This window comes from Paraburkholderia phytofirmans OLGA172, from assembly GCF_001634365.1.
Taxonomy (GTDB): Bacteria; Pseudomonadota; Gammaproteobacteria; order Burkholderiales; family Burkholderiaceae; genus Paraburkholderia.
The window spans coordinates 191,244-208,585 of the sequence record NZ_CP014580.1 but is presented as its reverse complement, the minus strand read 5'-3'; the positions used below and the strand labels follow the sequence as shown (position 1 = coordinate 208,585).

Here is a 17,342-nt window from a genome sequence, read left to right as displayed (position 1 = left end):
AGGTTCTCCTTGTAATGGAATGGCGGCTTACAGGCCTAACGCGCCGCTTGACAGCAGCCAGGCGGCGATTGCGGCGAGTCCGATCAGCGCGGCCAGAATGATGGCTTCGAAGGGCTTGAAAAGACGTGCGCCGCGTTCGTGTTTTGCCCAGCCATACAGCAGGACGCCAGGTGCGTAGAGCAGAGCGGAAAGCAGCAGATACTTCGGGCCGGCTGCATACAGCAGCCAGCAGCAGTAGACGCTTGCGACCGCGCCGATCAGCATGTCGCGGCCACGGACGGTGTCGGTCACCGCGTAGCCGTCGCCGCGCATGGCAATCCGGGTCGCGTACACAGCCGAGAAGAGATAAGGAACCAGGATCATCGAGGTCGCGAGCGAGATCAACGCCTGATACGTCGCGTTCGACACCAGCGTGATGATCAGGAACAGCTGTACGAGCCCGTTCGTCACCCAAAGGGCATTGGCGGGTACGCCGTGGCTGTTTTCGCGGGCGAGGAAGGCCGGCATCACGCCGCCGCTCGCGGGCGTGAATAGCGTTTCCGCAGCCAGCAAGGTCCACGCGAGCAGCGCACCGCCTACCGACACCAGCAGCCCGATGCTGATCAGCACCGCTCCCCAGGTGCCGACGGCCTTGTCGAGCACGCCAGCCATCGACGGGTTCTTCATTGCGGCCAGATCGCTCTGCGAGACGATGCCAAGCGACAGCAGCGATACCGCCATCAGCAACAGCAACACCACAGTGAAACCGAGGAGGGTCGCGCGCCCAATATCCTGACGACGTTGCGCGCGGGCCGAAAACACATTTGCCCCCTCGATGCCGATGAATACCCATACGGTGATCAGCATCGTGCTTTTGACCTGCGTGAACACGCTGCCGAGCTTCGGGCTGCCCCAGAAGTCCTGCGTGAAGATATGGCTTCTGAATGCCGCGAGCGCGAGCAGAATGAACAGCAGCAAAGGAATGACCTTGGCCACCGTAGTGATCGCATTGAGAACGGCCGCGCTGCGCACGCCGCGCAGAATCACCGCATGCATGATCCAAAGCACGATCGACGCGCCCAATACCGCGGCGCGTGTGTTGCCGTCGCCGAATACCGGAAAGAAATAACCGAGTGTGCCGAACACGATGACGAGATAGCCGACATTGCCGATCCACGCGCTGACCCAGTAGCCCCATGCGGAGTTGAAGCCGACGAATTCGCCGGCACTGGCGCGGGCATACGCATAGATGCCGTTGTCGAGATCGGGTTTTCGCGTCGTCAGGGTCTGATAGACGAAGGCGAGCATCAACATGCCCACTCCGGTAATCAGCCAACCAATCAACACTGCGGCGGCACCGGCGCCCGATGCCATGTTCTGCGGCAGTGAAAACACACCGCTGCCGATCATCGACCCGATCACAAGCGCCGTCAGCAGGCCGAGCCGCAGGGGCTTCGCCGTCGAGGCCTTCGTCTGGGTGGCCGCTCCGGACACAGGTGGTCCCGACAATGAATCCGCTAGATTCTTCATGACATGCCCTCGTTATTCTTCAAGATATGTTGATTAGCTCACTTCGGGACGGCTGGCCGATTGATCTGGATCAGCCATTTCAGGGTCGGACATCGCCGTTGCCGCGCAGGGATGAATGTCTGCATCGCTCGCCGATCCGGGCAGTTCAACGGATTCGAGGTAGGTGGGTACCTCGCAGCGCCAGTGAAGCGTTTCTTCGATATGACGCCGCAGCGCGTCAGCGGCGGCAGGCTCGCCGTGGGTGACGAACGTTCGCTCCGGCGGCACTGAGATGGAGTGAAGCCATGTTGTTAGTTCGTGGTAGTCCGCATGCGCGGACAGCGACGATAGCGTGACGACCGAAGCCCGCACAGGCACATAGCCGCCGTGAATCTTGATCTCGGGCACATGGGCGGCAAGCGCGGCGCCACGTGTGCCGGCCGCCTGATAGCCGACCAGCGCGATCGTATTGCGGCTATCGGGTGCGAACGCCTTCAGGTGATGCACGACCCGACCGCCCGTTGCCATCCCGCTGCCGGCGATCACTACCATCGGACCGTGGCGGGCCGAGACGGCTTTGGATTCGTCGACGGTACGCACCATTTCGGCCGCGCTGCTGATCGCGTTGGCTTCGGTCATCGTGAGGCGATGCTCGCCCACATGATGCCGGTACAGCTGCGTGACGCTCGACGCCATCGGGCTGTCGAGAAACACCGGCACATTGGCCATCCGGCCAGATGCCTTCAGGCGAGCGATGTAGTGAAGAATGGATTGTGCACGGCCGACCGCGAAACATGGAATCACGACCACGCCACCGTGCTGGAAGGTGCGCGCGAAGATGTCGGCGAGTTCGGTGGCCGGATCGGCGGCCTCGTGCAGACGATCCCCGTAGGTGGACTCGACTACCAGATAGTCGGCGTGCGCAAGCGGCATGGGCGCGCGCATGATCGGATCGTTCGGACGGCCAACATCGCCCGAGAAGGCGATCACCTTGCCTTCCATGCACACCACGACGCTGGCGGCGCCCAGAATGTGCCCGGACGGCAACAGCCGGAAGCACGCTTGCTCGTTCAGTTGCTTCGGGACATCGAACTCGCGTGGCACGAGCAGCTGCAGCGCCTTTTCGGCGTCTTCGAGCGTGTATAGCGGCAGCGCCGGATGATGTTTCGAAAATCCATGCCGGTTCGCGAAAGCAGCCTCTTCTTCCTGCAGTTTGGCGCTGTCGCGCAACAACACTTCGCACAGGTCGCGGGTGCCACGGGTGCAATAGACGGGTCCCCGATATCCCATCCGCGCGAGGACTGGCAGATAACCGCTGTGATCCAGGTGGGCATGCGTCAGGATCACGGCATCGAGTGATTCGACGGGAACCGGGAACGCGCTCCAGTTAAGCAGGCGCAGATTCTTTGTGCCCTGAAAAAGCCCGCAGTCGATCAGCACCCGAAGGCCGGCTCCCTCCAGCAGATACCTCGAGCCGGTGACGGTTTCTGCCGCACCTAGAAAAGTCAGCTTCATTGCTTCACCTCTTTTGGCGGATGAGCCGCACGCCCGTCACACTGCAGCGCGTTGGCCGAAGTTGTTGCAGAGGGCTTCAGCGAAGCGTTTGAAGGCGTGCAGCGAGCCCGCGATGCTTTGATACTTCTCGCGGCCAATTTGTCCGTCCAGCGTGATCAGCATTCCGGACTCTCGGGCCAGCGCGAGAATTTCATCGAATTCACTGACGGCGTTGCGTGCCTCTTTCGGTTGTCCAGCCAGCGCTGTGGCACGGACGGAAAAAGTATCGTTCGGCATGGCCGGTCTCCTTACAGGTCAACCTCCGCGCGCTTATCGAGGGTGTCGCGAGGGTTTTCGATTGCTGCTGTCCTGAAATTCAGTATTGGTCAGCGCATGGCCGATAGAAATCAGGTCGCGCTGAGCTTGGCGTAGGGCGTCCTGCGTTCTTGTCAGGGATTTCCTACACGCCATGGCGTGGTAATGACGCTCAAGTTCATCGCTTGACATGGATCATGAGAACGCGCCCAACCGCACCTATGCTCGTGCCATGCACTGCGAATCCCGCATGTGAGCGCACTGCGGTGTGCGGTCAGGAGATCGGAAATGCCCGAAGCAAAGGTTCTTGTCGTGTATTACTCGCGTACCGGCACCACGCGTTCGCTCGCGTCGGCGCTCGCAAAGATGCTGGCCGCCGATCTTGAAGAGATCTGCGATTGCAGCGATCGTGACGGGCCTGGCGGCTATCTGCGCTCACTGTTCGATGCCATCCGCAAGCGGCACGTTGAAATCGTACCGGCGGGGTTGGACGTCTCGGCGTACGACCTCGTTGTCATCGGCTCGCCGGTGTGGGCGAGTTCGGTATCAGCACCGGTGCGTTCTTACCTCATCGAGAACCGGGCACAGCTGCCGCAAGTGGCGTTCTTTTGCAGCTTCGGTGGAGGAGGCGCTGACAAAGCGCTGCATGAGATGCAGCAGATTGTGGGCAAGCCGGCCGTCGCCGAATGCAAAGTCACTGCGAGCGAGGTTCATCACGGCGCACACACCGCGCTTGCGGCTTTTGTCAGCGGACTTAAGCGGCACATCGCCAAATCCCGAAATCTGGAATGGGCGTGCTGATCCGTCGACACTTCGTAACGATGGGCGTGGCATAGTCGGCCTCTCGCTTAGGCATCGTGAGGCGTCATTTCTCATACGTTTGATGGAAGTCAATTTATCGGTCGATTGGGGCGGTATCGTGCGACTATCAAAAAAGCGGCCGCAAGGAATCCTCGATATGTCGACTCATTCAACAGCACCCTTGCCAGCGAGACAGCCCGCCGTAAGCGACGGCTGCGTTGTCGCTGTGCGGGGTGCTGTCGTCGACGTCAGGTTTGCGGCTGATCAGCTTCCGGCCATCGACGACGCGCTCCTCATCCTGCCGGACGATCTCGCGCCGGTTCTCGCCGAAGTTCAAGCCCATCTGAGCGAAACAACGGTGCGGGCGCTGGCGCTGCAATCGACGGCGGGATTGCGACGCGGCGCTCGCGTGCAAGCCTGTGGCGGTTCCATCGAGGCGCCGGTCGGCGAGGCGGTGCTCGGCAGGCTGCTCGACGTCACGGGCGCGACCCGTGACGACGGCGCGGCGCTCCCCGCGCAGATCGAGCGCCGTCCGATTCATCGTGCAGCGCCGCCGCTCGCCGCGCAGACCGGCGCCACTACGCTGTTTTCGACGGGCATCAAGGTGATTGACCTGCTTGCGCCGCTCGCCCAGGGTGGCAAGGCGGCGATGTTCGGTGGTGCGGGCGTCGGCAAGACCGTCCTGGTCATGGAATTGATCCATGCGATGGTCGAGCGCTACCAGGGGATTTCGGTGTTCGCAGGCGTTGGCGAACGCTCGCGCGAAGGGCATGAGATGCTGCTCGACATGCGCACGTCGGGCGTGCTGGCGCGCACGGTGCTGGTGTACGGCCAGATGAACGAACCGCCTGGCGCACGCTGGCGCGTGCCGTTTACGGCATTGACGATCGCCGAGTATTTCCGCGACGAACGCCGGCAAAACGTACTGCTGCTGATGGATAACGTGTTTCGCTTCGTGCAGGCGGGCGCCGAGGTGTCGGGCCTGCTGGGGCGCATGCCTTCGCGAGTCGGCTACCAGCCGACACTGGCGAGCGAAGTCGCGAGTCTGCAGGAGCGCATCGTGTCGGTCGGCGACGTATCGGTCACGGCAATCGAGGCCGTCTACGTGCCCGCCGACGATTTCACCGACCCTGCCGTGACCGCGATTGCCGCGCATATCGACAGCATGGTCGTGTTGTCCCGTTCGATGGCCGCCGAAGGCATGTATCCCGCCATCGATCCGATCGCGTCGTCTTCGATCCTGCTCGATCCGCTCGTGGTCGGCGAGGAACACGCGGCAGTCGCGACCGAGGTGCGCCGGATCATCGAGCACTACCGTGAGCTGCAGGACGTGATCTCCTTGCTCGGTATCGAGGAACTGGGTGCCGAAGACCGCGCCCTCGTAGGGCGTGCGCGGCGCCTGCAGCGATTCCTGACCCAGCCGTTTGCCGTGACCGAAGCCTTTACGGGCGAAGCAGGCCGCTCCGTGGCAGTCGCCGACACGATCGCCGGCTGCAAGGCGATTCTCGCCGGCGAGTGTGATACATGGCAGGAAAGCTCGCTCTACATGATCGGCACACTCGACGAAGGCCGTCGCAAGGAAGAGGCTGCCGCCTCGCAGGACGTGGCGGCGCGCGGCGTGGAGCCAGTGCAATGAGCGCCGCGCCGCTGACCCTGACTGTGGCGACGCCGCTGCGGGTATGGTTCGATGCTGTCGAGATCGTGTCTCTGCGCGCCGAAGACGAAAGCGGCTCGTTCGGCATCCGCGCCGGACATGCCGATTTCGTGACGCTGCTGACGCCGTCGGTGGTCCGCTGGACCTGCGCGGACGGTACGACGCGCTATTGCGCGGTGGATGGCGGCGTATTGTTGGTATCGCGCGGCGTTCAGATATCAATCGCCTGCCGCGAAGCAATCTCCGGCGATTCGCTGGAAAATCTGGAAGCGGGGGTCCGCAGCCGTCATGCCGACGAGGACGATGCGGCGCGGCGTGCCCGTGTCGAGCAATTGCAGCTGCATGCTCGCGCCGTGCGTCAGATGTTGCGCTATCTACGGCCGCGCCCGGGCGCCGACGGTGCCGACGGACCCGGCATGGGAGCCAACCCACGATGAATCCACACCAGATCGACGAGCGCAAACCGCCTGACGACAGGATGGCCGGCGCGGCTCGCCAGGCCGCCGAGCTCGATTCGCGCGGACGCGCTGAACCGGAGCCGTCGCTGGGTAGTAGGCTCGGCCAGATTGGCATCCTAGGGTGGGCCATTGTCCTGCCGACCCTGATGGGGCTCGCGATCGGACACTGGCTGGACCGGACCTTCGGCACGCGCGTGTTTTTCTCGGCACCGCTGCTGATGGTCGGCGCTGCGATCGGTTTCTGGTCGGCATGGAAATGGATGCATCGTCAGCAACGGGGCCGCGATGACTAGTCCGCTACCGTTGATCGCACAGTTGTCCATGGGACTCGCGCTCGGCACGTTGTCCGGCGCGTGGCACTTCATGTCGCTGCGCTGGAACTGGCCGCTCTTCGCCGAGGGCCGCGCGGCCGCGGCGCTGGCGTTACAGCTTGCCCGCTTCGCGCTCACCGGCGCGCTGCTGTTCCTGCTCGCGCACGTCGGCGCATTGGCGCTGCTTGCCGGAATGGCCGGCTTTCTGCTCGCACGCGCCATCGTAATGCGGCGCCATGGAGGCCAGCCATGACCGCTTCGCCGCTGGCCACCGCGCCGCTCCTGCATCTCGGTCCGCTCTCGATCACTGAGCCCGTGATCGCGACCTGGGCAATCATCATCCTGATGACCGCGGTGTCCGCCTGGCTGACCCGCAACCTGTCGCTCACGCCGGGCAAGGTGCAAACCGTGCTGGAGCTGCTGGTCGAGACGATCGATCAGCAGATCCGCGACACCATGCAAACCGGTCCCGCCACCTATCGCGCGTTGATCGGCACACTGTTCCTCTTTGTGCTGATCGCCAACTGGTCCGCCCTGGTGCCGGGTGTGACGCCGCCCACCGCGCACCTCGAGACGGATGCCGCGCTCGCTCTGATCGTGCTGGGTGCGACGATTTTCTACGGCATTCGTACGCGCGGCACGGCGGGCTACCTCGCTGCTTTTGCCGAACCGAGCTGGGTCATGATTCCGCTAAACGTCGTCGAACAGATCACGCGGACGTTTTCTCTCGTGGTGCGCCTGTTCGGCAACGTGATGAGCGGTGTGTTCGTAATCGGCATCATTCTTTCGCTCGCCGGCCTGCTCGTCCCCATTCCGCTGATGGCATTGGACCTGCTTACGGGCGCCGTGCAAGCCTATATTTTTGCCGTTCTGTCGATGGTGTTCATCGGTGCTGCGATCAGCGATACCCATCATCCCGTTAGTGTGAAAAAGGGCGAAGCCTCATGAATAACCTCATTGAAATCGTCAGCATCGCCGCCGCGGCGCTCGCCGTATCGTTCGGCGCGATCGGCCCGGCGCTTGCCGAAGGCCGCGCCGTCGCAGCCGCGATGGATGCCATCGCGCGGCAGCCCGACTCGGCCGGCACCGTGTCTCGCACGCTATTCGTCGGGCTTGCCATGATCGAGACAATGGCGATCTATTGCCTCGTGATCGCGTTGCTCCTGCTGTTTGCCAACCCGTTCGTGAAATAGGCGGCGGTCATGCGAATCGACTGGTCGACGCTCGCGCTGCAGACGATCAATGCCCTGGTCCTGATCTGGCTGCTGGCGCGGTTCCTGTTCCGCCCGGTCGCGGGGATCATCGCCGAGCGCCAGAAGACGGCGCAGACGCTGATCGCGGACGCCGACGCGGCGAAGCGCGCGGCGGTTCTGGAGCGCGACACAGCGGCTCGCGAGACGCAGCAGCTTGTCGCCGCGCGTGGCGACGCCATGAAAGCGGTGGCCGCGGACGCGGCGGCGGAAAAGGCCGCCTTACTGGCTGCCGCGCAAGCCGATGCGGACAGGCTGCGCGCGGCCGCCGACGCCGAAGCCGAGGCCGCGCGTGTCGAACAGGACAAACTCGTCGCAGTCCGGGCCACCCAGCTCGCCGTCGACATCGCGGCAAAGCTGCTCGCGAAGCTGCCGGAGAACGTGCGCGTGAGCGGCTTCATCGACGGTCTCGCCGACGCCATTGCACAACTCCCCGAGCCGGTCCGCGCGCAGCTCGGCGCAGACGGCGTGGCGCTCACGCTAGCCGCGCCGCTTGCGCCGAGTCCGCAGGAGTTGGAACATTGCCGCACTGTGCTCGCAGCGTGCCTGAACCGGGCGGTGTCTCTTGAGGTCGAGGTCGATCCGCAACTGATTGCCGGGCTGGAACTGCGGGCCGCCCACGCCGTGGTGCGCAATAACTTCGGGGCCGATCTCGCGCAGATCAGGGCGGCGCTGCTGGGTAGCGAGCATGTGCCCAGCTGACATGGTCGACGATCCGTGGCTCGCGGCGCAGCGCAACACGCTGGCCCGCACCGCTGTGACCCCATACGCCGAAACGCTCGGACGGGTCGAGCGGTGCGGCGACGGCATCGCGTTTGTCTCGGGCCTGCCGGACGCGGCCCTCAATGAACTGCTCCATTTCGACAGTGGCGCGACGGGCTTTGCCCACACGCTGGACGCTGACCTGATCAGCGTCGTGCTGCTGGACGACGGGACCGCGGTCGAGGCGGGCGCGCGCGTGACACGCACCGGCACCGTGCTGGAGGTGCCGGTCGGAGAAGGGCTGCTCGGGCGCGTGATCGACCCGCTCGGGCGGCCGCTCGACCGTGACGAGCCAATCGTGGCGGCGACGCGCATGGCAGTCGAACGGCCGGCGCCGGCGATCATCGAGCGTGACTTGGTCAGCGAGCCGGTCGAAACCGGTGTGATCCTCGTCGATGCGCTGTTCGCGATCGGCCGCGGGCAGCGGGAGTTGATCATCGGTGATCGGGCCACCGGCAAAACCGCCCTGGCCATCGATGCGATCGTCAATCAGAAGCAGTCGGACATGATCTGCGTGTATGTCGCGATTGGCCAGCGCACGACCGCCGTGCAGCGGGTGATCGAATCCGTCCGTCAGTACGGCGCCCCCGAGCGCTGCATCTTTGTCGTCGCCGCCGCTTCGTCCGCGCCCGGGCTGCAATGGATCGCACCGTTCGCGGGCTTCACCATTGCCGAGTACTTTCGCGATCGCGGACAGCACGCGCTAATCGTCATCGACGATCTCACCAAACATGCTGCGACGCATCGTGAACTGGCGCTCCTGACGCGCGAACCGCCGGGACGCGAGGCCTATCCCGGCGACATCTTCTATGTTCATGCCCGCTTGCTCGAGCGTGCGGCGAAGCTGTCAGCAAAACTGGGGGGCGGCTCGCTGACTGCGCTGCCGATTGCGGAAACCGACATGGGCAACCTGTCCGCGTATATCCCGACCAACCTCATTTCGATCACGGACGGCCAGATTGTGCTGGATGCCGGACTGTTCGCCGCGAACCAGCGGCCGGCCGTCGATGTGGGCTTGAGCGTCAGCCGTGTCGGTGGAAAGGCGCAGCATCCGGCGTTACGCGAGGTGTCGGGCCGCCTGCGCCTCGATTACGCGCAGTTCCTCGAGCTGGAAATGTTCAGCCGCTTCGGCGGTCTGACGGACGCGCGTGTCGCCGGCAAGATCGCTCGCGGGGAACGTATCCGCGCGCTGATTGCACAACCGCGCTTCAGCGCTCTGCGTACCGTCGACGAGATCGCGCTGCTCACCGCACTGTCGGCGGGCGTATTCGATGCGGCGCCGGCCGGGATCGTTGTCCAGGTGCGAACGCAATTGGCCGCACGACTGCAGAGCCAGCGCGTGCAATCCGAACTGGCGAAAGCGCACGCGGGCTCGCCATCCGCCCCGTTTAACGCCGATGTACAGCGCGCGCTGGTCGCCACGGTTCGTGAACTTGTTCAGCAGTTGACGCCCTCAGCCACTAGCGGCACGTCGGGCACCGGGAGTGCGCGATGAGCGGCAAACTCAGCGAAATCGAATCGCGCAGCGCCACTGCCCGGCAACTCGACGCCGTGATTGGGGCAATGCGCGGTATCGCGGCAGCCCGCTCGCGCGAAGCGCAACGGCGGTTGCCCGGCATCCGTTCTTCGGCTTCGACAGTCGGTGCCGCAATCGGCGCTGTACTCGCGCACGGTGCCGGGGCGCCAATGCGTGTGCCGGAGCGCGGCACCCAGCTCGTCATCGCACTGTGCGCGGAGCAGGGTTTCGTCGGCTCGTTCAATGAACAGATCCTCGACCGCGTACAGTCCCGACTCGCGGCGGCGCCATGCGAGTGTCTGCTCGTGGGCACACGCGGCGAGATCGCGGCAAACGAACGTCGCCTCGCATTTGCCTGGCGTTCGCCGGCCGCCTCCCATGCCGACGATGTGCCCGCACTCGCCAGCCGTATCACCGATGCACTTTATCTCCGTCTCGACCAACGGGTGGTCACCGAAGTCTCGGTCATCCACGCGGTGCCAGGCATCGCGGCCCATAGCGAGATCGTCGAGCATCGCCTGATTCCGTTTGATTTTTCGCGTTTTCAGGTCGTGCGGCGCAGTCAGCCGCCGTTGCTCACTTTGCCTTCAGACCGCCTGCTTGCCGGACTGGTCGAAGCGTATGTCTATGTCGAGTTGTGCGAGGCGTTGATGCTCTCGTTCGCCGCGGAAAATGAAGCGCGCGTGCGTGCCATGCTGGCCGCGCGCGCCAATGTGAAAGAGACGATCGAAGCTCTGACGCAGAATTACCGCCAGGTCCGTCAGGATGAAATCACGGCGGATATTGTGGAACTGGCGGCGAGTGCAGGTACCGCCGTCTGAGCGCCGATGCCTCCTGCGGCGCCGGCCGAGTCGTCAGCCGCGCGCTGCACGGCACGGACTAACGGTCCCGTAGCGTCGAAAATGCCTTGTAGACGACCCGGGGATCATGCTGGCCCTTGTAGACTTCGGGCGCTGCGAGATTAAGTCCGAGCAGCGCATACACCGCATTCTGCGCGGAGCGCACCGAGTATTCGACGGTGAACACGACGTCGTTGGGCAGTTCGCAGAACTGCCCGGTGAAGGCGAGATTCTGCCAGCCTTCGGGCACCACGGCAGGCCGGTCGCCACGGCTGCGCGGCAGGAACTGGCTCGTGATGAATGGCATCAGGCAGGGGATGCAGTTGGCGTGTTCGAGAATTCGGGCAGACTCCGCCTCCACCCGCAAATGGCCAAGCATCTCCGTCAGGATCTCCCGACCGGTGCAGACCTGCATGGGTTTGCCGACAAAATCGCCGGGCTCGTCGATCCTTAAGCCGTAGCCCCACAACACCTGCACGTCCGCGGGTTGGTCGATGAAATGCGGCTGATGCGGCAACACGATCGACGCCAGCCAGCTCGATTCCGGAAAGGTAATCAGACCGCCTTCACCCGGCACATTGCCGGTCAGGTCGCGAATCAACCGGAACAGGGTCGGGTCGCGCAAGGTCACGGTGAACGACAGCCACTTCGAGGCGTCGACGTGATCCGCGAAGACGGACGGGTGGCCGAACTCGGGGCGGCTCGCGGCGATGGTTTTCCAGAGGCGCCAGGCGCCGGTGTCGTCGGTGCGGGTCAAAGCCGCGGGGCGGTCCATGGCACCCAGGCTGGAAGCGGCTGTCATGGAGCCGAGCGTGACGATGACCTTGTCTGCCGACCCTACCGGCAATTCAAGACGCTGATGCGCGGTCTCGCAGACGATGCCGCACACCCGCTTTTCCTCACCGGTTTCGTCGAACAGCAGATCCGTGACCCGGGTGTCCGGCCGGAACGCAACGCCATGGTCGTCCAGCCAGCGGCGCAATGGCCGGATCATCGAGTCGTACTGGTTGTAGACCGTACGCATGATGCCGTGCAACTGGTTGAACCCGGCCGACATATGCGCGAAGCGCAGCAGATAGCGCCGCAGTTCGACCGCGCTATGCCACGGTTGAAAAGCGAAGGTCGTGCACCACATCAGCCAGAAATTGGTCTCGAAAAAGGACGAGTCGAAGTGGTCCGAAATCCGGCTATTGCCGAGCATTGTTTCGGGTTCGATCGACAGACGGCCCAGTGCCAGCAGATGTTTTTCGTCGAGCCCATATTCGGGCGTGTCTTCGCGTTTGCCGTTTCTGACGAGCCGCGACTTCGATGAGGTTCTGATTGTCTCGTTCCAGTCGAAGATCTCCTGCGTCACGCTCTTGCTGTCATCCAGCGTCGGAATCGATGAGAACAGGTCATAGGTACACAGATACTTGCTTTCGAGCATGCGCCCGCCACGTACGACGTAGCCGCCTTCAGCGGTGCCGGCGCCGTCCAGGCTGCCGCCGGGTTTGTCGAGTGCTTCCAGAATGGTGATGTCGCAACCGCGCACATGCCCGTCGCGAATCAGGAACGCCGCTGCCGCTAACGAAGCGATACCGCCGCCGATGAGATAGAACTTGCAGCTCTCTTGCGGGTGGCCGTTGAAGTCGGCGTCGGCGCGCAGAGTGGGTGTGTGAGTCTGGTCAAGGTTTTGCACGTCGATTTCCTTTTGATTTTCGCCGCTGTCCGAAGGCAATCGGACCGGCCCGGGGCGTAGGGTGGACGATGTTCCAACATACCCGCCGTGTCGGCGTTCCGATTGAGTTGGATCAAGTAGCGATCGCGGCGGCGCTTTTTTATCAAGGCGGAAGCTGGGGGCCCTCATTCGTTGCGGACGCTCATGCAGCGCAGGTCCGGCGCATTTCGCTGTTTTGTGATCCTTATCAAGGACACCTGATAGCACGTCCATATGCGGGTCCAGCACAGGGCGTCGTCCGCGTGGTCAATCAGCGTCCTAACCTCGAATTCGGTGGCGAAATGAACGAGCGTTTTCGCATTGCGGGCCTCGGCGGTGTCGATCCCCATGACAACGCGCGGGCGGTGCGTGCATGGCGCTGGCTACAGTGGGTGCTGTTGGGATTCAGCCTGCTCGCCATTCCCGCTTTCTACTTCGAACTGGCCGTCGATTTGCCGATGCTGCATCCGGCGGGCAGGGCGCTCTACGCCTGTATGGCGGCCGGGTTCGCCGTTTCGCTCGCCTGGATGGCCCGTCTGAGCCGCCATCCCAGGCGGTTTCTCATGCGAAACCGTTACGACCTGTTGATCACAATGGGCGCGGCGGCTAGCGTCGCGTGGGGCGTGTCCACGTGGTCGTCGCTCGAATGGGTGCTGCGCATTCTGTTCGTGGGACTCGTGGCGGCGCGCATCGCCATGTCGGTGCGGGCGTTTTTCTCGCCCAATCGCTTACTTTTGCTGTTGGCAATTGCTGCGGTCCTGCTGGCGTCGGCGGGCGCGGGCTTTTACTGGCTCGAACCGAGCGTGCACAGCTATGCGGAGGGCGTCTGGCTGGCGTTCGAAAGTAGCGCGACGGTCGGCTTCGGCGACATGGCGCCGACCACGCCGGCATCGCGGGTTTTCGCGGCCTTCGTGGTGTTGCTCGGCTACGGCCTGCTGTCGCTGGTGTTCGCGAGCATTGCGGCGATCTTCGTCGAACAGGAAGAGCGACTGCTGCGCCGTGAAATGCATCGCGACATCAAGACCTTGCAGGCGGAAATCGCAGCGCTGCGAAGAGAGGTGGGCCGTATCGGCAGCCAGGCGCACGTCGACGAGGGGGCTATCGGGCGTGATCGTCCGCCTGAATCGCGCTGAGGGGGAGATGAACGGCAATCCGGAAGCCGGAGCCGGGTGCACTAGCCAGCTGGACGAACCCGCCCAACTGGCGTGCTCGCTCGCGCATGCCGAGCAATCCGAATGAGCGCTGCCTGCGCTTATCGTCGAGCTGCGTGCCACGGCCGTCGTCTTCAATACGTACGGTGCAGGTGTCGGCGCTGGTCGAAATCGCAATCAGCACGTGATGCGCCTCTGCATGCTTCGCGACGTTGGTCAGCGCTTCCTGGACGATACGGAAAATTGTCGTAGAAGCGGACGGCGTGAAGCTCGCCTCATCGAGACCGGCTTCGACGACGGTCTCGAAGTCGTAGCGATGGGTGAAGTCCTCGGCAAGCCACTCGAGAGCGGCGGCCAGGCCGAGGTCGTCCAGCATGGGCGGTCGCAGGTTGGACGCGAGACGCCGCAGCGATGCCATCATGACGTCGATCTGCTGTTGCAGTCCGGCCGTTGCGGCTAGCGCGGCAGGGTGAGTGTTGCTCGCCGCCAGTTGCGCCTCCAGCGCGGCAATGCCCATTTTGAGTGCCGTCAGCTGCTGACCAAGGTCGTCGTGCAATTCGCGAGCGATGCGCTTCTGTTCGTCCTCGCGCGTACTCTGGATCTGCGCCGCCAATTCGCTGCTGTGCTCGAGTTCTGCCAGCCGCATGCGCTCGGTCATATCGCGCGTGACCTTGGCGAAACCGAGCAGCGCGCCGGATGGATCGTGCACCGCGGTGATCGTGACGTCGGCCCAGAAGCGCGAACCGTCCCGGCGCACGCGCCAGCCCTGGTCTTCCGCCCGGCCACGGGCGGCGGCAAGGGCAAGTTCACGCCCGGGCTTGTCCGAGGCGACGTCTTCAGGTGTATAGAAAACAGAAAAATGGCGGCCGATGATTTCGTCAGCGGAATAGCCCTTGATCTTGCGCGCGCCGCTGTTCCAGCTCGCCACATGTCCGTCCGGATCCAGCATGAAAATCGCATAGTCCTGCACCGCATCGATCAGTAACTGATAGCGGTCCTCCACCGGGACGTCGGAGTCGTTCACCGCGCCGGCTTTGTGTTTCGCATCATTCCATTTGAAATTCACCGGCATCTCCTGACGAACGTTACAGACCACCGGACGGTCGGCGGAACAGCATAACCCTCCTAGCTTACGCCGTTTGCGGACAGCAGGCTCAGGGCTCGGAACGTGTGGCAGCCCGGCGCGCAGCTTGCAAATGCGTTGACACAAGTCAATTGCCCCACGCCGTTCGCGCCGATTATTCAATCATGCCGTCAGTCGTACGTCGCTACTGGGCAGACGTGAATGCGAAGAGATGTACGCCAGAGCGCCCACGCGCGCTCGGCGAATGAATCAGAAAATCCGCAAAGAAGCGGTGGGAGCGGCAGCGTCGTTGGACGCTGCCGGCAACGATGTACCGCCGATCTTCCTGACGTCGCGAAAAGGAGCCGGCCTCACCAGAGAAATCGCGGCACGTCTGGGAGAGCAGAGATGGGTGTCAGCATGCAAATCGTCTACCTCGGCTTTGCCGGGACGTCGCAGATTGAGGGCGAGGCGGCGACACAGCTGGTGCGCCTCGAACGGTTCAGCAGGTCTATCGCGGGTTGCCACCTGGCGATCGAGGCTATTCGTGAACGGCCGGGCGGTGCCCGGGCCGGCGCGCCTGCCACCGATATCCGCTGTCCGGTTTTTGACGCACGGCTCGACCTTATCATGCGTAACGGCGATCTCGTGCCGATCGAGCATTGCTCGAACGCCGATCCAAACATGGCGGTACGGGCCGCATTTGATGTCGCTGAGCGGAAACTCAACCGACACCCGGTCTAAACGCGGTGCCGGGCAAGCCTGCGTCCGTTGCAGCGCGAGGCCTGTTCTTCCCGATACTCCTCTAGGAGGGAGTCATGTACGCAAATATTCTGGTGGCAGTGGACGGGAGTGAAGCGTCGAAGTATGCGGTGAACGAGGCGATCCGGATCGCCAAACTGTCGGGCGGCAAGCTGACGGCTGTCCACGTGCTGGACCAGTCTGCCGCGTTCACGTATGCGGGTGCCTGCGATCCACATCTGCTGACCGACACGGCGCGGCAGGTAGGACGCCGGTTCCTCGACGAGGCTTGCGCAAAGATGCAGGCGCTCGACGTCGTGGGTGATTCCGAGATCATCGAGACGCAAGGCATCGGCGAGGATGTTGCAAGTTGCCTCGCTCGCTGCGCCTCCCGGCTCCGCGCCGAGCTTGTCGTGATGGGCACGCATGGGCGACGCGGCATGCGACGCATGGTGATCGGCAGTGTCGCGGAGCGTTTCCTGCGGCAATCGACGTGTCCCGTATTGCTGATCAGGGAAACATGGACCGGTGCCTGAATGTCGTTCAGGAAGGCGCGCTGGCCGTTCGAATTCGACATTCTCCGCGGAGCGTCGCACGCTTGATACACATCAATCGGTCTCTGGGAGCGCCGCGTACATTGAACAGGCTGCTGCTGCGAACTCGACCGCGAGATAGCCACGCGGCGCATATGTCATTCATCTGGCCACGACTGGAGGGGCACCATGGCAACTGAACGCACCGCGCAGTTTGATGCGTATCGAGCGAACCTGGAACTCGCACAAGGAGAACACCATGCCGGTTAAGCGCGTTGCTTTCATCACCGGTGGCATGGGGGGGCTCGGCGCCGCCATCAGCCGGCGCTTGCACGATGCCGGTATGGTTGTCGCCATGTCGCATTCCGAACGCAACGACCACGTCGCAACCTGGGTCATGCGCGAACGCGACGCCGGCCGCCGTTTCCACGCCTACGAAGCAGACGTGACCAGTTTCGACTCGTGCGCACATTGCGCCGAGCGCGTCCTGAATGAATTTGGTTCGGTCGACGTTCTCGTCAACAATGCCGGCATCACGCGCGATTCGACCTTTGCCAAAATGAACAAGGACGACTGGGATGCCGTGCTGCGCACCGATCTCGACGCGCTGTTCAATATGACCAAGCCCTTGCTCGGCGGAATGATTGCGCAAGGCTTCGGGCGCGTCGTCAATATCGGCTCGGTGAACGGTGAGCGCGGCGCTTTCGGGCAGACCAATTACGCGGCGGCCAAGGCCGGGATTCACGGCTTTACCATGTCGCTGGCGCTGGAAGTCGCGAAACACGGCGTGACGGTCAACACCGTATCGCCTGGCTACCTCGAAACCGCGATGACCGCGGCCGTGCCGAAGGACGTGATGGAGACGAGGATCCTGCCGCAGATTCCGGTGGGCCGGCTCGGACAGCCCGACGAAGTCGCTGCGCTGATCGCGTTTCTCTGTTCTGACGATGCGGGCTTCGTCACAGGCGCGAACTTCGCGATCAATGGTGGCATGCACATGGGCTGAAAGACGGGGAGGGGGCGGAGCAGGCCCTCCCGCGTCTTCAATCAAGTATGCCGCGGCCGGAGAGGTGGCGAAGAGAGATAATCGGCCCCGCTAGCAATGAGGGCTCGTCCAGCATAAATGCGCGCGGTTGGTGGAAATTGATGGGGGACATTCATTCCGCTGCGTGAGCGCCGGTGCGTATCGCTTGATTCATGTCAATCGGCGCTGCGTGAGCCAGCCTAAAGTCGATCGTACAGCAGGCTCGTTTCAATCAACGGAGGCAAC

The 17,342-nt window shown here is 63.4% G+C and carries 19 protein-coding genes; 14 read left to right on the top strand and 5 right to left on the bottom strand.

What is annotated here, in order from left to right; genetic code table 11:
• Positions 1–27: 27 nt before the first annotated feature.
• From arcD to AYM40_RS36610, 3 genes are read right to left on the bottom strand one after another with little or no spacing between them, the layout of a single operon-like run.
• A complete protein-coding gene (gene arcD / locus AYM40_RS36620) occupies positions 28–1,509 on the bottom strand; it encodes an arginine-ornithine antiporter (RefSeq protein WP_063501053.1) in 1,482 nt (493 codons plus the stop codon).
• Between the two features lie 33 nt (positions 1,510–1,542).
• Positions 1,543–3,003: an MBL fold metallo-hydrolase RNA specificity domain-containing protein gene (locus AYM40_RS36615; protein WP_063501052.1), complete on the bottom strand. Its 1,461-nt coding sequence runs from the start codon at positions 3,001–3,003 to the stop codon at positions 1,543–1,545.
• Positions 3,004–3,039: 36 nt separating this feature from the next.
• On the bottom strand, positions 3,040–3,279 hold the full coding sequence (locus AYM40_RS36610; protein WP_063501051.1) for a hypothetical protein: 240 nt from the start codon (positions 3,277–3,279) through the stop codon (positions 3,040–3,042).
• Positions 3,280–3,585: 306 nt separating this feature from the next.
• On the opposite strand from AYM40_RS36610, the gene AYM40_RS36605 reads away from it, so the two are divergent.
• The 10 genes from AYM40_RS36605 (at position 3,586) to AYM40_RS36560 (ending at position 10,870) form a co-directional block, all read left to right on the top strand.
• The gene (locus tag AYM40_RS36605) at positions 3,586–4,098 is read left to right on the top strand and encodes a flavodoxin family protein (RefSeq protein WP_063501050.1); all 513 of its coding nucleotides are present in this window, start codon (positions 3,586–3,588) and stop codon (positions 4,096–4,098) included.
• Between the two features lie 157 nt (positions 4,099–4,255).
• Positions 4,256–5,734 carry a F0F1 ATP synthase subunit beta gene (gene atpD / locus AYM40_RS36600; RefSeq protein ID WP_063501049.1) on the top strand — a complete coding sequence of 493 codons (1,479 nt, stop codon included), beginning with the start codon at positions 4,256–4,258 and terminating at the stop codon, positions 5,732–5,734.
• Entirely contained in the window at positions 5,731–6,189 is a 459-nt protein-coding gene (locus AYM40_RS36595; protein ID WP_063501048.1) for a F0F1 ATP synthase subunit epsilon, read from the top strand. Before atpD ends, AYM40_RS36595 begins: the two co-directional genes overlap by 4 nt.
• Positions 6,186–6,503 (top strand): AtpZ/AtpI family protein, encoded by a 318-nt coding sequence (locus tag AYM40_RS36590; protein WP_063501047.1) that lies wholly within the window; start codon positions 6,186–6,188, stop codon positions 6,501–6,503. Before AYM40_RS36595 ends, AYM40_RS36590 begins: the two co-directional genes overlap by 4 nt.
• Positions 6,496–6,774 (top strand): ATP synthase subunit I, encoded by a 279-nt coding sequence (locus AYM40_RS36585; RefSeq protein WP_063501046.1) that lies wholly within the window; start codon positions 6,496–6,498, stop codon positions 6,772–6,774. The genes AYM40_RS36590 and AYM40_RS36585 overlap by 8 nt, the downstream gene beginning before the upstream one ends.
• Complete coding sequence (locus AYM40_RS36580) at positions 6,771–7,469, top strand: F0F1 ATP synthase subunit A (RefSeq protein WP_063501045.1); 699 nt, start codon at positions 6,771–6,773, stop codon at positions 7,467–7,469. Before AYM40_RS36585 ends, AYM40_RS36580 begins: the two co-directional genes overlap by 4 nt.
• On the top strand, positions 7,466–7,714 hold the full coding sequence (locus tag AYM40_RS36575; protein ID WP_012427417.1) for a F0F1 ATP synthase subunit C: 249 nt from the start codon (positions 7,466–7,468) through the stop codon (positions 7,712–7,714). The genes AYM40_RS36580 and AYM40_RS36575 overlap by 4 nt, the downstream gene beginning before the upstream one ends.
• A 9-nt stretch (positions 7,715–7,723) precedes the next feature.
• Positions 7,724–8,473, top strand: coding sequence for a F0F1 ATP synthase subunit delta (locus tag AYM40_RS36570; RefSeq protein WP_063501044.1), 750 nt, complete (start codon positions 7,724–7,726; stop codon positions 8,471–8,473).
• Positions 8,460–10,028: a F0F1 ATP synthase subunit alpha gene (locus tag AYM40_RS36565; RefSeq protein ID WP_420488529.1), complete on the top strand. Its 1,569-nt coding sequence runs from the start codon at positions 8,460–8,462 to the stop codon at positions 10,026–10,028. Before AYM40_RS36570 ends, AYM40_RS36565 begins: the two co-directional genes overlap by 14 nt.
• Positions 10,025–10,870: a F0F1 ATP synthase subunit gamma gene (locus AYM40_RS36560; protein WP_063501042.1), complete on the top strand. Its 846-nt coding sequence runs from the start codon at positions 10,025–10,027 to the stop codon at positions 10,868–10,870. Before AYM40_RS36565 ends, AYM40_RS36560 begins: the two co-directional genes overlap by 4 nt.
• Before the next feature lie 58 nt (positions 10,871–10,928).
• Here AYM40_RS36560 and AYM40_RS36555 read toward each other — a convergent pair whose 3' ends face one another.
• Positions 10,929–12,533 (bottom strand): oleate hydratase, encoded by a 1,605-nt coding sequence (locus AYM40_RS36555; protein WP_063501118.1) that lies wholly within the window; start codon positions 12,531–12,533, stop codon positions 10,929–10,931.
• A gap of 353 nt (positions 12,534–12,886) precedes the next feature.
• Here AYM40_RS36555 and AYM40_RS36550 point away from each other — a divergent pair, with 353 nt between their 5' ends.
• Positions 12,887–13,717 carry a potassium channel family protein gene (locus tag AYM40_RS36550; RefSeq protein WP_063501117.1) on the top strand — a complete coding sequence of 277 codons (831 nt, stop codon included), beginning with the start codon at positions 12,887–12,889 and terminating at the stop codon, positions 13,715–13,717.
• Here the strand turns inward: AYM40_RS36550 and AYM40_RS36545 are convergent.
• Positions 13,683–14,807: a PAS domain-containing sensor histidine kinase gene (locus AYM40_RS36545; protein ID WP_063501041.1), complete on the bottom strand. Its 1,125-nt coding sequence runs from the start codon at positions 14,805–14,807 to the stop codon at positions 13,683–13,685. The two genes, AYM40_RS36550 and AYM40_RS36545, sit on opposite strands and share 35 nt — an antisense overlap.
• A gap of 399 nt (positions 14,808–15,206) precedes the next feature.
• On the opposite strand from AYM40_RS36545, the gene AYM40_RS36540 reads away from it, so the two are divergent.
• The 3 genes from AYM40_RS36540 to AYM40_RS36530 all read left to right on the top strand — a co-directional run bounded on the left by AYM40_RS36540 (position 15,207) and on the right by AYM40_RS36530 (position 17,078).
• Positions 15,207–15,542, top strand: a complete 336-nt coding sequence (locus AYM40_RS36540) for a hypothetical protein (RefSeq protein WP_063501040.1) — start codon at positions 15,207–15,209, stop codon at positions 15,540–15,542.
• Positions 15,543–15,616: 74 nt separating this feature from the next.
• Complete coding sequence (locus tag AYM40_RS36535; RefSeq protein WP_063501039.1) at positions 15,617–16,075, top strand: universal stress protein; 459 nt, start codon at positions 15,617–15,619, stop codon at positions 16,073–16,075.
• A 256-nt stretch (positions 16,076–16,331) separates the two neighbouring features.
• Positions 16,332–17,078: a beta-ketoacyl-ACP reductase gene (locus tag AYM40_RS36530; protein ID WP_063501116.1), complete on the top strand. Its 747-nt coding sequence runs from the start codon at positions 16,332–16,334 to the stop codon at positions 17,076–17,078.
• The last annotated feature ends 264 nt before the right edge of the window (positions 17,079–17,342 follow it).

What these genes read in the sequence shown, in the direction of transcription:
- AYM40_RS36530 (WP_063501116.1), top strand. Translation starts at nt 16,332, where the DNA reads ATGCCGGTTAAGCGCGTTGCTTTCATCACCGGTGGCATGGGGGGGCTC.
- AYM40_RS36605 (WP_063501050.1), top strand. Translation starts at nt 3,586, where the DNA reads ATGCCCGAAGCAAAGGTTCTTGTCGTGTATTACTCGCGTACCGGCACC.
- AYM40_RS36565 (WP_420488529.1), top strand. Translation starts at nt 8,460, where the DNA reads ATGTGCCCAGCTGACATGGTCGACGATCCGTGGCTCGCGGCGCAGCGC.
- AYM40_RS36545 (WP_063501041.1), bottom strand. Translation starts at nt 14,807, where the DNA reads ATGCCGGTGAATTTCAAATGGAATGATGCGAAACACAAAGCCGGCGCG.
- AYM40_RS36595 (WP_063501048.1), top strand. Translation starts at nt 5,731, where the DNA reads ATGAGCGCCGCGCCGCTGACCCTGACTGTGGCGACGCCGCTGCGGGTA.
- AYM40_RS36615 (WP_063501052.1), bottom strand. Translation starts at nt 3,003, where the DNA reads ATGAAGCTGACTTTTCTAGGTGCGGCAGAAACCGTCACCGGCTCGAGG.
- AYM40_RS36540 (WP_063501040.1), top strand. Translation starts at nt 15,207, where the DNA reads ATGGGTGTCAGCATGCAAATCGTCTACCTCGGCTTTGCCGGGACGTCG.
- AYM40_RS36535 (WP_063501039.1), top strand. Translation starts at nt 15,617, where the DNA reads ATGTACGCAAATATTCTGGTGGCAGTGGACGGGAGTGAAGCGTCGAAG.
- AYM40_RS36585 (WP_063501046.1), top strand. Translation starts at nt 6,496, where the DNA reads ATGACTAGTCCGCTACCGTTGATCGCACAGTTGTCCATGGGACTCGCG.
- arcD (WP_063501053.1), bottom strand. Translation starts at nt 1,509, where the DNA reads ATGAAGAATCTAGCGGATTCATTGTCGGGACCACCTGTGTCCGGAGCG.
- AYM40_RS36570 (WP_063501044.1), top strand. Translation starts at nt 7,724, where the DNA reads ATGCGAATCGACTGGTCGACGCTCGCGCTGCAGACGATCAATGCCCTG.
- AYM40_RS36560 (WP_063501042.1), top strand. Translation starts at nt 10,025, where the DNA reads ATGAGCGGCAAACTCAGCGAAATCGAATCGCGCAGCGCCACTGCCCGG.
- AYM40_RS36590 (WP_063501047.1), top strand. Translation starts at nt 6,186, where the DNA reads ATGAATCCACACCAGATCGACGAGCGCAAACCGCCTGACGACAGGATG.
- AYM40_RS36580 (WP_063501045.1), top strand. Translation starts at nt 6,771, where the DNA reads ATGACCGCTTCGCCGCTGGCCACCGCGCCGCTCCTGCATCTCGGTCCG.
- AYM40_RS36550 (WP_063501117.1), top strand. Translation starts at nt 12,887, where the DNA reads ATGAACGAGCGTTTTCGCATTGCGGGCCTCGGCGGTGTCGATCCCCAT.
- atpD (WP_063501049.1), top strand. Translation starts at nt 4,256, where the DNA reads ATGTCGACTCATTCAACAGCACCCTTGCCAGCGAGACAGCCCGCCGTA.
- AYM40_RS36610 (WP_063501051.1), bottom strand. Translation starts at nt 3,279, where the DNA reads ATGCCGAACGATACTTTTTCCGTCCGTGCCACAGCGCTGGCTGGACAA.
- AYM40_RS36575 (WP_012427417.1), top strand. Translation starts at nt 7,466, where the DNA reads ATGAATAACCTCATTGAAATCGTCAGCATCGCCGCCGCGGCGCTCGCC.